This window comes from Cyanobium gracile PCC 6307 (assembly GCF_000316515.1).
Classification (GTDB): Bacteria; Cyanobacteriota; Cyanobacteriia; order PCC-6307; family Cyanobiaceae; genus Cyanobium; species Cyanobium gracile.
Genome location: NC_019675.1, coordinates 142,343 through 156,382 on the forward strand (window position 1 = coordinate 142,343; position 14,040 = coordinate 156,382).

At 58.6% G+C, this 14,040-nt stretch carries 10 protein-coding genes and 2 pseudogenes; 6 read left to right on the forward strand and 6 right to left on the reverse strand.

What is annotated here, in order from left to right:
* Positions 1–126 precede the first annotated feature (126 nt).
* The 3 genes from CYAGR_RS17955 to CYAGR_RS00705 form a co-directional block, all read right to left on the reverse strand.
* A complete protein-coding gene (locus CYAGR_RS17955) occupies positions 127–318 on the reverse strand; it encodes a hypothetical protein (protein ID WP_071881531.1) in 192 nt (63 codons plus the stop codon).
* Between the two features lie 178 nt (positions 319–496).
* Complete coding sequence (locus tag CYAGR_RS16730) at positions 497–1,384, reverse strand: S1C family serine protease (protein ID WP_172637138.1); 888 nt, start codon at positions 1,382–1,384, stop codon at positions 497–499.
* Between the two features lie 385 nt (positions 1,385–1,769).
* Positions 1,770–2,447, reverse strand: coding sequence for a thermonuclease family protein (locus CYAGR_RS00705; protein ID WP_015107819.1), 678 nt, complete (start codon positions 2,445–2,447; stop codon positions 1,770–1,772).
* 245 nt (positions 2,448–2,692) lie between these two features.
* On the opposite strand from CYAGR_RS00705, the gene msrA reads away from it, so the two are divergent.
* From msrA to CYAGR_RS00720, 3 genes are all read left to right on the forward strand, one after another.
* Positions 2,693–3,400 (forward strand): peptide-methionine (S)-S-oxide reductase MsrA, encoded by a 708-nt coding sequence (msrA, locus tag CYAGR_RS00710; protein ID WP_051017169.1) that lies wholly within the window; start codon positions 2,693–2,695, stop codon positions 3,398–3,400.
* A gap of 96 nt (positions 3,401–3,496) precedes the next feature.
* On the forward strand, positions 3,497–5,086 hold the full coding sequence (locus tag CYAGR_RS00715; protein ID WP_015107821.1) for an IS3 family transposase: 1,590 nt from the start codon (positions 3,497–3,499) through the stop codon (positions 5,084–5,086).
* Positions 5,087–5,568: 482 nt separating this feature from the next.
* Positions 5,569–5,754, forward strand: a complete 186-nt coding sequence (locus CYAGR_RS00720; RefSeq protein ID WP_015107822.1) for a hypothetical protein — start codon at positions 5,569–5,571, stop codon at positions 5,752–5,754.
* 692 nt (positions 5,755–6,446) lie between these two features.
* Here the strand turns inward: CYAGR_RS00720 and CYAGR_RS17960 are convergent.
* Positions 6,447–6,704 (reverse strand): hypothetical protein, encoded by a 258-nt coding sequence (locus CYAGR_RS17960; RefSeq protein ID WP_172637139.1) that lies wholly within the window; start codon positions 6,702–6,704, stop codon positions 6,447–6,449.
* A gap of 1,388 nt (positions 6,705–8,092) precedes the next feature.
* Here CYAGR_RS17960 and CYAGR_RS00725 point away from each other — a divergent pair.
* Positions 8,093–9,028: pseudogene (locus CYAGR_RS00725) on the forward strand (IS481 family transposase).
* Positions 9,029–9,125: 97 nt separating this feature from the next.
* Here CYAGR_RS00725 and CYAGR_RS16740 read toward each other — a convergent pair.
* Entirely contained in the window at positions 9,126–10,127 is a 1,002-nt protein-coding gene (locus CYAGR_RS16740) for a hypothetical protein (protein ID WP_015107823.1), read from the reverse strand.
* A gap of 26 nt (positions 10,128–10,153) precedes the next feature.
* A complete protein-coding gene (locus tag CYAGR_RS16745) occupies positions 10,154–11,371 on the reverse strand; it encodes a hypothetical protein (protein ID WP_015107824.1) in 1,218 nt (405 codons plus the stop codon).
* A gap of 31 nt (positions 11,372–11,402) precedes the next feature.
* On the opposite strand from CYAGR_RS16745, the pseudogene CYAGR_RS00735 reads away from it, so the two are divergent.
* Positions 11,403–13,019 (forward strand): annotated as a pseudogene (locus tag CYAGR_RS00735) (IS3 family transposase).
* A 695-nt stretch (positions 13,020–13,714) separates the two neighbouring features.
* Positions 13,715–13,933, forward strand: coding sequence for a tyrosine-type recombinase/integrase (locus CYAGR_RS19540; RefSeq protein ID WP_216593357.1), 219 nt, complete (start codon positions 13,715–13,717; stop codon positions 13,931–13,933).
* Positions 13,934–14,040 lie beyond the last annotated feature (107 nt).

A 14,040-nucleotide genomic window follows, 5' to 3' on the forward strand; every position in this document is an offset into this window, starting at 1 on the left:
GAGCTGGTGGTCGGCTATGGACTCGCCCCGCGTCAGCAGTTTCGTGCTCGGGGGAGTCGGTGAGGCGGGAGGTGATGACTTGGAGAAGAGGGAAGGAGGGGCTGGGCCGATCTCCATGGTTAACCATCAGCTCCGATCCCCCCCCCCCTGAGAACGTTCCGACGTTGCCTCCATGCCTGCTTTGCTGTTCTTGCCCCAGGTGAACAACTCGCTGGCGCCCTCCAGGAGCTGCTTCTTCCATTGGCTCACCTGGATCGGGCGGACCGCATGGTCGGCGGCGATCTCCTGGAGCGTCTTGCGATCACTGATCGCCTCCATGGCGACCCTGGCCTTGAACTCGGGGCTGTGGGTGCCGCTGGATGCTCATCGGTGGGAGCCCCTTTCAGGCGCGGCACCGCGCCTCAGAGGTTAACGATGGAGCCTGTCCAGAAAAACCAGACCACCTCACGTCTTGCCTCACCGCAGGCAAAAGTAGCAAAGGGGAGCTGACGTCCCCCTAGTACCTGAAGGCAAAGGTTCCTTGATCGAGATGAACTTGGAAATCTCCATCTTGATCCTTTTCCCAGCGGCCCAAGTAGCGCTTGCCCTCCAGGATCACTTCTGCTGAATCATCATTCCACAGGACAACCGTGCGTGTAGTCCCATTGGGCTCAATGACATCGTAGACAAGATGCCCATTGGCATTTCTTCGCGATGTCACCGAACACCTTGAAGGTGCAAGATCGGTAGAATCTTGTGTGAGTTGGAACCAGCATGTCGGACCAGAGGTCGAACGACCGCTAGCTTCTGCAGGTCGTTGAGCTGAGTCGTTTCCGGCATCTTCACTCGAATCAGGGGATTGTGCCGTTTCCGAACGGCTTGGAGGCGAAGGTGGCTTGGCCAGAAAAGTGTTGATGGTGCTGGCTGCCAGTGCAAAATTCAGGCCCTCGCTATCCCGGAGCTTGAAGGTGGCCATGCCAACGACACAGCCTGTGCCATCAAGGACAGGCCCTCCGGAATTGCCCGGGTTAATCGCCGCATCAATCTGGAGGATGGCACCATCATCTCGCAGCCCACTGACAATGCCACGACTGATGCTGAACTCCAGCCCCTTGGGCGCTCCAATAGCAAAGATATCGGTTCCGACATTGACTGCCTCTGGCTTGATCTGAAGCACTTCGCCTCGGATGGCGCGCACTTCCAACAAGGCAAGATCTGTTTCTGCCGAGTTGCCTCCACCGGTGGCGACCACAGCTGCATTGTCCTGGCTGCCATCCGGCCACTTCAATGTCGCCACCTGGCTGCCTTCTACCACATGGGCATTGGTCACGAGAAGGGTGACGCCATCTTGATGGCGAACGACAAAGGCACTGCCTAGGCCATCCGATGTTTCCACAACAGCCACACCGGCCTTCGAGCCGGAGAAGATGGCCTCTGTAGAGAGGTTCTGATTCGTGCAGGGCGGAGCCTGAGGAACAGGAATCTTCGTGGAGTTCGTAGTCTCGACCTTTGGCGGGGTACAACCGGCAAGGCTGAGGGAGATCAGAGAGAGGCCGGTTAAAATCCCAAGAGCTTGGCAGTTCCGCTTCACAGCCGTGACTTGTCCTTTGTGCACGATGCTATGCGGACTGAACCGGTTAGTCCGAAAAACGCAAAGTGCCCTAAAGGGGCTAGCAATCGTTTTTGACAGCACTGCTTGCCTTCCAAGGTTTAGGACCTCAGTTTAGTGAGGGTGAGAGATCAGGGGCAACTCAAGTGGTCAACCGGGCCATGGCTTCAACAAGCCTCATTCACCTCAACGCTTCACACGCCTCCCCATCTCCATCGCCATCTAAATACGTGTGCCCATCGCTCAGCAGCTGCTGGGCTCGCTCCCATGACCCAACATTCCTGCAGTACCACCGCCGCCCCGAGCTCGGACTGGCTCCGCCGTTGATGATTGTGAGGTTCAACGGTCGCTGAGGTCTGGCTGCAGGCTGGCTCTGGGCTCCCCGCCGTGCAGTTCTAAAGTCCCAAGGACGCTGGATGCCTCGGGCAGGATTCCAGATACCGAGCCTGTAGCGCTCGGCAAGCTTCTCTCGATCGAGGTAGGCCCACTGGTCGCACTGCTGCAGATACTGCCGGTAGGCGAAGGCGTTGCCCTGCTGGACCAGGGTGAGGCCGGCGTTCCGCCCGTCGGCGCTGAAGACCTCAGCGACGGTGCGGCCATAGCGGTCTTTGGTCTGAACCTTCAGGGTGACGGTAGAGCTGACAGGGAGGAGTGCTTGGAGGGCTTCCCTCGCCTGCTGCCCGTAGGGGGACTGCGCCATCTCGGGGGCATCGATGCAGGCCACCCGGATCGTGAGCTTCTTCCCGCCGTCCTCGACCCGCAGGGTGTCGCCGTCGCCGACTGAGATCACCGTGGCGGCTGAGGCGGCCAGAGGCGTGAGTAGAGGTATGGCCAGGGCCAGGAGTGGGGCAAGCCGCATCAGTGCTCGGGGGTGTGTCGGGATCTTGGCAGCCCAGCTGCTTCTTCATCGGAAATCTGCCGGCGCAGGGCGATGCGCTCAGCGTGGGTGAGAGGTGGCATGGTTGCGAGGTCGCTGACCTGAAGGGCACGGCGTCGCCCTTAGCCCGCTCGCCCAAGCCAACAGAAGGTGGAGTTGGACGCCCATGCGGTTGACCCCATCCAATGGCCGCCTCCACCGGTATTGAGGTGTGTGCCCTTGGTTCGATGCCCTCCCCCCTCCAACCCCTGGCCAGCAGGGCCGCGACCGGCGGACTGATCGCCGCGGGGCTGCTGGCAGCTGGACTGTTGGCCGCTGCCGCCCTCCCCCGGCAGCAAGCCGCCTCCGCCAAGGACCTCCCCGATCCGGCGGTGGCCGAGACCCCTGCCGGCCGTCCGACGGCAACTGCCACGGCGGTGCTGGCTGGGGGGTGCTTCTGGGGCATGGAGGCGGTGTTCGAGCACGTGAAAGGCGTCAAGGAGGTGGTGACCGGCTACGCGGGCGGCACGGCGGCCACCGCTGATTACGAACGGGTGAGCAGCGGCGACACCGGCCACGCCGAAGGTATCCGCATCACCTACGACCCCTCCCGAGTGAGCTATGGCCAGCTGCTGAAGGTTTTCTTCGCGGTGGCTCACGATCCCACCGAGGTGAATCGCCAGGGGCCCGACGTGGGCAGCCAGTACCGCTCGGCCATCTTCCCCACCGATCCTGAGCAACGGCGGGTGGCGACGGCCTACATCGCCCAGTTGAACCGTTCCGGGGTCTTCACCAAGCCGATCGCCACCACGATGGAGACCTGGCGAGGCTTTACCCCAGCCGAGGCATCCCACCAGGACTTCGTGGCCCGGAATCCCAACCATCCCTACGTAGTGCTCCACGACAAGCCCAAGGTGGCCCGGCTTAAAGCAGAGTTCCCTAGGTTGTACCGATAGGAAGCTTGGCCAAGGCAGAGGCCCCCTCTGCCAGGAAAGTTGACGCCTCTCCATCCTGACCGCTTTTTCCACCAGGGGGCTTGATGGAGCAGAGCAATGCGCCGTTACAGCGAGGCCGTCAAAGCTGATGTGAGAAGGCGGATGAGTCCACCGCACCGGCAGAGCGTGGCCCAGATCTCAGCAGAGCTGGGCATCCACGTGATCACGCTCTACAAGTGGCGGAAGGCCTGGCGGTTGCAGGGCGAGGTGGTGCCGGCCACCCAGAAGGACCCCGAGGGTTGGGGCCCAGCCGACAAGTTCACGGTGGTGCTGGAGACCGCCGGGCTGAACGCGACTGAACTGGGTGGATACTGCCGCGAGCGGGGCCTGTTCCCCGAGCAGGTGGACCGCTGGCGTCAGGCAGCCCAGGATGCCAATGCCCAGCCGCTGCTGACGATGGCCGATCAGAAGGACCTCCAGAAGCGGCACCAGGAGGACCAGCGTGAGATCAAACGGCTCCAGCAGGAGCTGCGCCGCAAGGACAAGGCCCTGGCGGAGGCGGCGGCACTGCTGATCGCCTCAAAAAAGATCCAGGCCTACTGGGGGCGAGGACGAGGGGGATTGACTGCGGCGGCCGATCGCCGTAAGGCCCTGGAGATCCTCGATGCCGCCATGGCGGCCGGTGCGCGGGCCCGAGAGGTGGCCGCTTTGCTGAGCGTGGGGCTCACCACGCTGCAGCGCTGGCGGCGGCAGTTCGTGGGTGATGGGGGCGGCCTGGACGGCCGTAAAGGCAGTCGCCGCCTGGTGTCTCACCGGCTCAGTGACGAGGAGCGCCAGCGGATCCTGCTCACCTGCAACCAGAGCGAGTTCGCGGCGTTGCCACCGGGGCAGATCGTGCCGATCCTTGCCGATCGCGGGATCTACATCGGCTCTGAGCGCAGCTTCTACCGCGTGCTTCATGACCATGGCCAGGCCCATCGCCGTGGCCGTGCCCGGCCGCCCCAAGGGCCCCGGCCGGTGCCGCGGCTGGAGGCCAGAGGGCCCAATCAGGTCTGGAGCTGGGACATCACGTACCTGCCCACCAGCGTGCGTGGCGTCTGGCTGTACCTCTACCTGGTGATCGACGTCTGGAGCCGCAAGGTGGTGGCCTGGGATGTCGCCGAGCGGGAGGAGGCCCAGATCGCCGCTGATCTGGTGAGCAGGGCCTGCCTACGGGAGCGGATCAGTAAGGGCCGGCCCCAACCTCTGATCCTCCATGCCGACAACGGCAACGCCATGCGGGCTGCCACGCTGGAGAGCCGGCTGGAGGAGCTGGGGGTGCTCAGATCCTTCTCCAGGCCGAGGGTCAGTAACGACAACCCCTACTCGGAGTCGCTGTTCCGCACGGTCAAGTACCGACCGGACTACCCCAGGCGTCCCTTCCGCAGCCAGGAAGAGGCCTGCAGCTGGGCCTGTGCATTCGTGGCCTGGTACAACCACAGGCACCGCCACAGTTCCATCCGGTTCGTGACGCCTGATCAGCGCCACAGCGGTCAGGCCGTTGAACTCTGTCGTCACCGCGCCCGTCTCTACGAGCAGGCCCGCCAGCGACACCCCCGCCGCTGGAGCCGCGGAACCCGATGCTGGCGTCAGCCGAAAGTGGTCTGGATCAATCCACCGCGTCCAGAAAACGCCATTGATCCAGCTACCTTGGTCATGGCCGCCTGATCAACGGCAGGGGCGTCATCTTTCCTGGCAGTCACCGAGGCGGAGGGTGGTGGAAAGAGCTCGCCCTCGGGGGATGGCTCGTTCCATCCACCGGTACAAGCGATCGGCACTACCCGCCCCCCCCCGCCCGCTTCAATTCCGGACACCCGGACAGGCCGGACAACGGGGGGCTGCCCCCTCTCTTGTATGTGTGCTTGGCAAAGGAGGGGGGGGATCTGATCAATGGCTTGTGGTGGTGTGTCCGCCTTGTCCGGCGCGTCCGGGGTGAGGTGGGGACTGGGGAGAGGGAAGCGGATCTGCCGTGTCCGGACCCTGTCCACGCGCTGACCGGCCCTGTCCGACCACCACAGCCCCGGCCGTGAGGTCATACCACTGCGACCAAGCTCGGGAAGGGTGTCCCCTTTTCGGGGGGGGATGGAGGAGGTGCGCTCTGAAGTCCTTGTCCGCCCTCGGGAACCCTGTAGGCAGCCGCTCCGAACCCCATGGCTCCATACCTCTGGCACTTCGACGCCTCCTGCTGGCCCCTCGAACGCATCGACACCCCCACTGGTGAGCACGTCCCGGTCATCACTGGCGGGTCTGAGGAGTCGCTCCACCCCAAGGACGGCGGGCGCCCCATCGCATGCTTCATCCCCAAGGTCTCGGGGGAGTGGGGGTGGCGGGTCTGACTGGAGATCAGGAACGGGCGGGCTGGGCCGATCCCCGTGGTTAACCACCTGTGCGGGTCACCCCCGAGGCCGTTACCGCGTTGACTCAATGGCTTGATTCCTTAACTGGCTCACCTGGATTAGGCGCTCCGCGCCGTCGGCGGCGATCTCCCGGATCGTGTTGCGGCCACTGAATCACTTCATGGCGACCCTGGACTTGAATTCGGGCCTCATGGGTGAGGCGTTGCTCTCGGGTGGGAGCGCACTCTCAGGGGCGGTGCCCCGCCTCACAGGTAACGATGGAGCCGTTCTAGAAAAACCAGATCAGCTCACTGTTGATTCGGCCTCTCTATCTGAAAGGGCGCTCCAGGCCCCCTGTTTGGATCCTTGAGCCAGTTAGCGACGGAGTTAAATGGCCTATGCGAAGCGGCCTTGACCAAGAGCAACGATCCGCATGGCGTTGCAGCGGTGCTTATCCCAGGCCACAAACTCAGAGGAGCAGGTGAAGGCATCTTCCTGGCTGCGGAAGGGTCGAATAGTTAAAGTCGTCTGGGTTAGAGTGCGCAGAACAATGAAGCCAGGTGGGATTTCTCGTTGCTTACTCACTTACCGCAGAATGAAAAATGCCATCCATGTTGCGTAGAGTCTAGGCAAGGCATGCGGTTTCGACTCATAGCCGAGTGCGCCTCATAAACTAATTTAATTGCGACACGTTACCGCATCTGAGCATTCTCTTCGGCAAGCTTTGTCCCGAAGATCTCAATAATTCTAAATGAACCGGTTGGCATATCAGGCGGGGGACCGTAATGCACCGAAAGCTTTGTCGGACTCCAGTAGTAGTGGAGAACTGAGACAACCTCTCCCGGAGATAGTTGAGTCTTCTTGGGAACAGTCTTCATGTTCTCCCCATACTTGGCGTTTAACATTGCTATGACTTGGGTGGTATCAGCAGTTATGCTGTTGACAATCATCCCCTGCACCAGGCCTTGATTGTCAATAACAATAAAAAATCCTGGGGACAAGTTGTCATCAAGCAGTTCAGAGAACTCGAATCCGTTAAGGTTCCTTGAAGGAGTAACTGGTAAAACCGTGTAACTTCTCCACTTTGCGGGCTGTTGCGTATTGAGGCCCCCCTGAGTGGCCCCATAGCAAAGAGGCGGTTGTTGATCAGTAGATGAATCACACTTTGGCACATTTCTCGGCCAAGGGCTACCTATAGGAATACCAAGAACAGTCCAACTGGAGTGGTCTCTCCGCGAATTGACGTTGGGCACACTTGAATTCGAAGTTGTGGGTTGCGGTTGCTGGACGACTTCATTTTGCACCTGTGATCCAGTAAGTTCCCCACTACATCCTGCAAGACTCATCACGTAGATTAGACTAACAAGCGCTAGCCTAGAGGCGTAACCAGTAGGCACTTTAGCCATAAGACTTCCCCAGCATGAAGATACAGAAGCAACACATCTTAACGATAGTCTATAAATCTGGCAGACGCATTGACAAATCTTCCCCAACTTCGAAGCAGAGTATCATCATTTGACCCAGGGGGATTCATACGCGTATCCCTGACAAAGGAGAAAGCATAGGTCTTGGAACCTCCTCGCGCGCTGCAGCTTACCGAAGGATTCTGGGAATTGAGCTTATCAAATGTGCAGGTACCATTTGCAGGCAAATGGTTTTCTTGCTGTGACGCCACTCCATTAGCTCCATTGGTTATGACTTGATCCACAATAAAGATATACTTGGAAGCGCTTAGACGCTTGTACCGGCTAAAACCAAATCCAACTATATACGCAGGTCTTTTAGAAGCTTCAGCCCCCGCAAAATCGATCACATTGACTTTAGGTGCCGACAAGAGAGGATTGATTCTGTAGGACCGAGAATCTTTCTGGGATGGAGGAGGCACTGAGAACTGCATGGACACAGGGCACCTAGATCTCACATCTTGGCTAGCGTCGATGAATTTAAAGCACCTGCCGTAAGTAAGTCCTTCAGTGTAGGGTTGCCAGGCCTGTGCAAATACGGGCAAAGATGTTCCTGAATACACGAAGAATAAGCCTGCCAATGCAGTGATCTTTGTCCATAAAGGGATCTGGATATCTGGCTTTCTATGATTCATGAGGAAAATCCCTAGCAATAAACTCCAGAATACATCAAACTCCACGTTTGCCTATTCTGAAGACCCTCGGGGGCGATACGAAACTCAACATCCCTGTCTGGGATCGTGTCGGTATTCGTCATGCAACCGGATTGAACTGTGCCTACCTTGCTGTGTAGTCCCACCAGGTTGTTCAGCTGACAAGGGGTTTGAGGTCGTCATGGTCCGGGTGTCACCGCCGATCCACTGACCTCACGCCCCATGCATACCCACCCGAATGCCCGGCTGACACCCCTCGGCCGGGAACGGCTGCTGCGCCGACACATTCACCACGGCGAACCCCTCCTGCTCCTGGCCACCCAGGCGGGGATCAGCCTGCGCACCGCCTACAAGTGGCTGGCTCGATACCGCTCCGGTGGTCACACCTCTCTGGCGGATCGACGGAGTGTTCGCCGCATCCAGCGGCGGACGCTCAATCCGCAGCAATTGCACCATGCCGTGGATCTCCGGCACCAGCGCTGCACCCTCAGGCGGGTCGCAAAGGCTGTGGGGGCTCCTCTGTCGACCGTCGGGAGGGCGATGAAGGCTCTGGGGCTCGGGCGGCTGCGGAACCTCGAGCCCAAACCCCCGGTTCAGCGGTACCAGTGGGAGAAGCCGGGCGACATGATCCATGTCGACACCAAGCAGCTTGCCCGTTTCGAGCGGGTCGGGCACCGCATCACCGGCGATCGTCGTCAAGGCTGTTCGAGAGGCGCCGGCTACGAGAAGGTGCATGTCGCCATCGACGACGCCACACGCCTGGCCTACGTGGAAGTCCTGCCCGACGAGCAGAAAGCCACCACGGTCAGCTTCCTGGCTCGTGCCGTGGGCTGGTTCAGCCAGCAGGGAATCACCTGCCGTCGTGTCCTCTCGGACAACGGTTCTGCCTTCCGCTCCGGCGAATGGAGGAAGGCCTGCACCGCCATGGATCTCAAGCCCATCCGCACCAGGCCCTACATACCGAGGACCAACGGCAAGGCGGAGCGGTTCATCAAGACCCTCCTGGCCGAGTGGGCCTATGCCATGGCCTTCCAGACCTCCGAGGAGCGAAACCGCTGGCTTCCTCGCTAATTGGCGCTCTATAACGGCCGTAGGTGCCACATGGCCCTTGGTGGCCTCAGCCCCCAGCGGCGTCTGGAGCTGCTGCTCGCTGAATGACCTGGTGAGAAAGCACAACTAGGCCAATCGTTACATTCAGCTAGGGAGAACGGCATTGCTTAACAGAGCCCGGTGGAATAACGGTCTTGGTGAAGCTTCAGTTGAGCACCGTTTTCCTATCCATTCCAAGAAAGTCTGTTAGAACGCCTATGATGCTTTGAGCATTTGATGACAGCATCGAGGGTTTCGGTACGACTGGGGAAAACCCTGCCGCCTCGAATTCACACGCGGCGGGAAATAAGAACGAGTGCACTAATCCCTTAGAGAAAAAATCTGCAAGTGCCTCGGCGGGGATCTCAAGTGCTTGCCTGTTAAGTTCTTCAACAACGGCAATTCCTGTACCCGGCGCGATTCCTGCCACTTCAGTTAGTCCTGCTGCCAACTGTGTTAATCTAGTCGCATAAGACCTCCCTGAATCGCCGTATCTAAACCCTTCACAAAGCAGATCAAATCTATGATCGTTGTTCAAAGCAGAGTGGTCCTTGAGCACAAAGTCCACAGCAATAAGAAACATAGAAATTACAGAATAGGTCAGCCTTAACGGAGTCTGTGCAGTGTCGCTAGACGTAATGTACGCTTCAAGGAAGTAATAGATATCATTTATATATGCGTTACAGCCATCAAAGCGTAGATCTGTAAGCACCCGGGATTTTGCCTCTTCGTATCTACCCTTCCAGTCTCCGCCAATTTTCCCGAAAGACGCTCGATGAGCGTGCTCAAGAAGTTCTTCTTCTGTTATTCTGTCAATATGGGTCTTATTGCTAGCTTGTAGCCTATGCAGGAATGGACCATCCAAGACGACAACCTGATGTGACAAACCAAACTCTCGGACGTCAGGACGAGAGTCTGTTGTCGCAACCATACAGTCATCCAAGGCAAGGGTCTCCTTGAGTCCCTTTGCCCAAAAGATTCGTTCAAGTGCCTGAGGTGTTTTCTTGTTCTTAATGTCAACATTGGTCCGTTGTCTTGCAAGTGCAGACGTTTTGGCATACAACCACAAGTCCACATCTGTTACGTTAAAGGTGTTGTACCGAAACTTCACACCACGCAAGACATAGTATCCAAGATTTAGAAAGTAGCGGCGAAGACTCTCTTCCATGGAGGCTCCTTTGTCTATTGGTTTAGTCACTTCTTTAGCCCTCCCGTCCGGAGCTCAGTTAGGAGGTTGCCAACCCCCCTTTTCAAGGGCTCCGTGATATCCTTCCTGGCAATTTCACGATTATACTCCGGCTCGGTATAGAATGTTACGTTGGCATTCGGCAACTGGCTTATTGCTTGAGTTGTTGCTTCACCCTCTTGAATGACTGCAAGTGCCAACCGTCCAACTTCTGGCTTCAATAACCGCATTATGTACATAGAACCTGAACTTTGCCTTACCTCCACGACGCCTCGCATTTCCAATGCCTGGTAATCGTGGCCTATTGCTGTAGCCGGACCAATCCAACTACCCGATATTAGCTTGTTCATGAGAGTCGATACCATCTGAATGCGACCGCGGCCAGCCGCACTTGTGGTCATACCGTATGTAAGCGCACTGACGAATGCTTTGGCAAGGTCAAACGCGTCATCAGCTATTGTAGAAGTAAATTTAGAGAATGCCGCTGGCCTTGTTACAAAGTAATGGTTTCCATACTCGTTCCCTATCTTGCTCACGTCAAACAAGCCAATAGAATGAAGCTTCCTGAAAAGCAGTTCACTTAAGACTGAATGTGCCTTGTTCAGACTAATGCAGCCCTGTTTGCCAAGAATATCACTTGCTTCTCGGTACCTCTCTGCTTCAGCAGGTGTCAATGTGCTCATCACAGCATTAACCTTTGAGATATCATCACTTCGGAACAAATTTCCATTAAAGATAAGACGTTCACCGCTGCTATTGCCCTCGGCGTCAAAAAAGCCAATGCGCTCTCCTTTCTTCATTAAGTCCTTTGCCTCAGACGCCTTTAGTCTGAAGGAATCCCCAGTGAACTCGACCAGTTCCTCTTCCGAGACTGGAGCTTCCGAAACTGTCTCAGAAATATCTATTACCGCCTGCTCTTCTGATCCGGGTGAACCTTCTCGAAAAATTGTAGATGTGTGGTTGAGGACAGAGTGAGTAGTAAGTCCGATTACTTCTACGGCGTCTGTACCCTGCTGAATGAGCTTCTGTCTTTCTAGCTCTGCAAGAACAGCCGGCAGCTCAGAGCGCGGGCTAAGACCGTTAGCCTTAGCTAGAGCCTCGATCCTAGACCTAGGCATGGTGGTCTGAAAGGATGCAGCAATACCGGATAGAACTAGACCGCACTTTCCTGCGAAGGCAAGCTGATCGAAGTCCCCCGGGTTCAGGAAAGATGTCACCCCTCTCATTCGTACACCCGGGGGCTTGAGGACATGACCAATGCGTCGTTACAGCGAGGCCGTCAAGGCTGATGTGAGGAGGCGGATGACCCCGCCGCACCGGCAGAGCGTGGCCCGGATTTCAGAAGAGCTGGGCATCCACGTGATCACCCTCTACAAATGGAGGAAGACCTGGCGGTTGCAGGGAGAAGTGGTGCCGGCATCCGAGAAGGAACCAGAAGGCTGGAGTGCTGCCGACAAGTTCACGGTGGTGCTGGAGACCGCTGGCCTCAATGCCACCGAGCTCAGCGCCTACTGCAGGGAGCGGGGGCTGTTTCCTGAGCAGGTGAGCCGTTGGCGGCAGGCAGCCCAGGATGCCAACGCCAAGCCGGTGCTGACGATGGCCGAGCAGAAGGAGCTCGAGAAGCTCCGCGCCCAGGACCAGCGGGAGATCAAGGCCCTCAAGAAGGAGCTGCAGCGCAAGGAGAAGGCCCTGGCGGAGGCGGCAGCCTTGCTGGTGCTGCGAAAAAAGTGGGAGGCCTTCTGTTCGGAGGACGAGGAAGGCTGACCAGCGCCGCGCACCGGCGGAAGGTGATCGAGCTGATCGGCGAGGCGAATGCCGCTGGCGCCGGCCTGGTGAGCGCCTGCGCTGAGATCGGCATCTGCCTGCGCACCCTCAAACGCTGGCGGAAGGCCTTTGGTGGTGATGGGGACGGCGAGGATCGCCGTAAAGGCAGCCCCCGCGATGTCGCTCACCGCCTGAGCGAGGAGGAGCGGCAGCGGATCCTGCTCACCTGCAACCAGCCGGAGTACGCCTCGCTGCCGCCGGGACAGATCGTGCCGGCCCTGGCTGATCAGGGGCTCTACATCGGCTCTAGAGAGCAGCTTTTATCGGGTGTTGCACCAGGCGGGGCAGTGCCACCGCCGAGGCCGGGCCCGGCTGCCGCAGGAACCGCGCTCCGTGCCGCGTCTGATGGCGGATCGCCCCAATGCGGTCTGGTCGTGGGACATCACCTATCTGCCGACCACGGTGCGGGGTGTTTGGCTGTACCTCTACCTGGTGATCGACGTCTGGAGCCGCAAGGTGGTGGCCTGGGATGTGGCCGAGGTGGAGTCGGCTGAGATCGCGGCTGATCTGGTGCAGCGGGCCTGCCTCAAGGAGCGCTACCGCCGGCCCAGTGGCTTTGGCAGCCACCAGTGCCACCAGCCTCCACTGATCCTCCACGCCGACAACGGCAATGCCATGCGTGGGGCCACGTTGGAATCGCGGCTGGAGGAGATGGGAGTGCTCAGATCCTTTTCCAGGCCAAGAGTCTCAAATGACAACCCCTACTCAGAATCCCTATTCCGAACGGTCAAGTACCGGCCCGACTACCCGAGTCGGCCATTCGCCAGTAAAGACGAGGCATGCGAGTGGGTGAAAGCGTTCGTGGACTGGTACAACCACCGGCACCGCCACAGCGGCATCAAATTCGTGACGCCCCATCAACGCCACAGCGGAGCGGCCACGGCAATTTGCCAGAGGCGCTCCGAGGTCTACGAGACAGCCCGCCGGGCAAATCCATCACGATGGAGCCGAAGCACCCGCTGCTGGCGTCAACCCGAAGAAGTGTGGATCAACAAGCCAGCAGAAGAGCCCGAAGTGATCAAGGCGCTACCCTTGATTCAGGCCGCCTGAGTGGCAGCTAAGGAGTGACACCTTCCCTGAAAGTCACCGAGTCCTGAGTAGTAACTGATTGAAGTTTGCGCGTGTGATGAATAATCCACGCACCCTGGGTTTTGTTATCCATTGGTGCCAACTCCTAGGGCTTCTCTATCCATGATAAAAGCGGTGTGGTGCGTAGAAACTTCCGCCCAGGCTACGTTTGCGAGGTTCCTAGTCCACCTTGGACTGGCCCGGCGCTTCTGTGAACGCGAACCTCCCACGAGTACGGATGGGCATCAAGGCTCTCACCGAGCATAGTTACTCTCTAACACACTCTGAAGCCTACTGTCGTTCTCTGGTTAGGGAACCACCTGCCTGCCAAGACCCTGAGTTGAGCTACTCCCCCTGAGCAGCTCTTGTCTGAACACCTAGGAGAACACCCTCTTGACGACCAGTCTGTACCCAGACCGGCCAGGCGGCCGTTCACCACGGCACAGAACCCAGCAAATTCCTGCCTTCCCTGCCATTCCTATGCCACCTTGGGCGGCCTTTCCTGCCCCCGTTTTAAAATGCTCTCGATTAATGGACACATTTTGTCGATAGATGGAAGAGGCACCCCCTGGTTGCATGGGTTTTGGGGCCTTCTTCACAGAGGGCGTACTCTCGACAAAACGACGAATGACCGAAAACACCTCTCCGTCAGGGAGTTCGAGCGGCTCTTGGAGGCCGTGAAAGGCATTCAGAACGAGACCAGCGACCGCTGTCTATTCCTGTTGATTTCTCGTCATGGGCTAAGGGTCTCCGAAACCTGCGGCCTGGTGCTGGAGCAGGTGGACGTCGAGAGCCGGGTGTTGCATATCCCCCGCCTCAAGGGCGGTCTCTCCACCACCCACCAGTTGCGGGGCAAAGAAATCCGCGCCATCACGGCTTGGCTGGTGGAGCGGTAACGGATGAACGCCCCAGGGCGGGTTTTCTTCCTCATTGAGCAGCGCAAGCCTCTGCACCGCACCATCGTCCACCTGGCCCAGCGCAAGTACGGTGTGAGGTGGTCTGG

What these genes read in the sequence shown, in the direction of transcription:
- CYAGR_RS17960 (WP_172637139.1), bottom strand. Translation starts at nt 6,704, where the DNA reads ATGATTGTCAACAGCATAACTGCTGATACCACCCAAGTCATAGCAATG.
- CYAGR_RS00720 (WP_015107822.1), top strand. Translation starts at nt 5,569, where the DNA reads ATGGCTCCATACCTCTGGCACTTCGACGCCTCCTGCTGGCCCCTCGAA.
- CYAGR_RS16740 (WP_015107823.1), bottom strand. Translation starts at nt 10,127, where the DNA reads ATGGAAGAGAGTCTTCGCCGCTACTTTCTAAATCTTGGATACTATGTC.
- msrA (WP_051017169.1), top strand. Translation starts at nt 2,693, where the DNA reads ATGCCCTCCCCCCTCCAACCCCTGGCCAGCAGGGCCGCGACCGGCGGA.
- CYAGR_RS00705 (WP_015107819.1), bottom strand. Translation starts at nt 2,447, where the DNA reads ATGCGGCTTGCCCCACTCCTGGCCCTGGCCATACCTCTACTCACGCCT.
- CYAGR_RS16745 (WP_015107824.1), bottom strand. Translation starts at nt 11,371, where the DNA reads ATGAGAGGGGTGACATCTTTCCTGAACCCGGGGGACTTCGATCAGCTT.
- CYAGR_RS00715 (WP_015107821.1), top strand. Translation starts at nt 3,497, where the DNA reads ATGCGCCGTTACAGCGAGGCCGTCAAAGCTGATGTGAGAAGGCGGATG.
- CYAGR_RS17955 (WP_071881531.1), bottom strand. Translation starts at nt 318, where the DNA reads ATGGAGGCGATCAGTGATCGCAAGACGCTCCAGGAGATCGCCGCCGAC.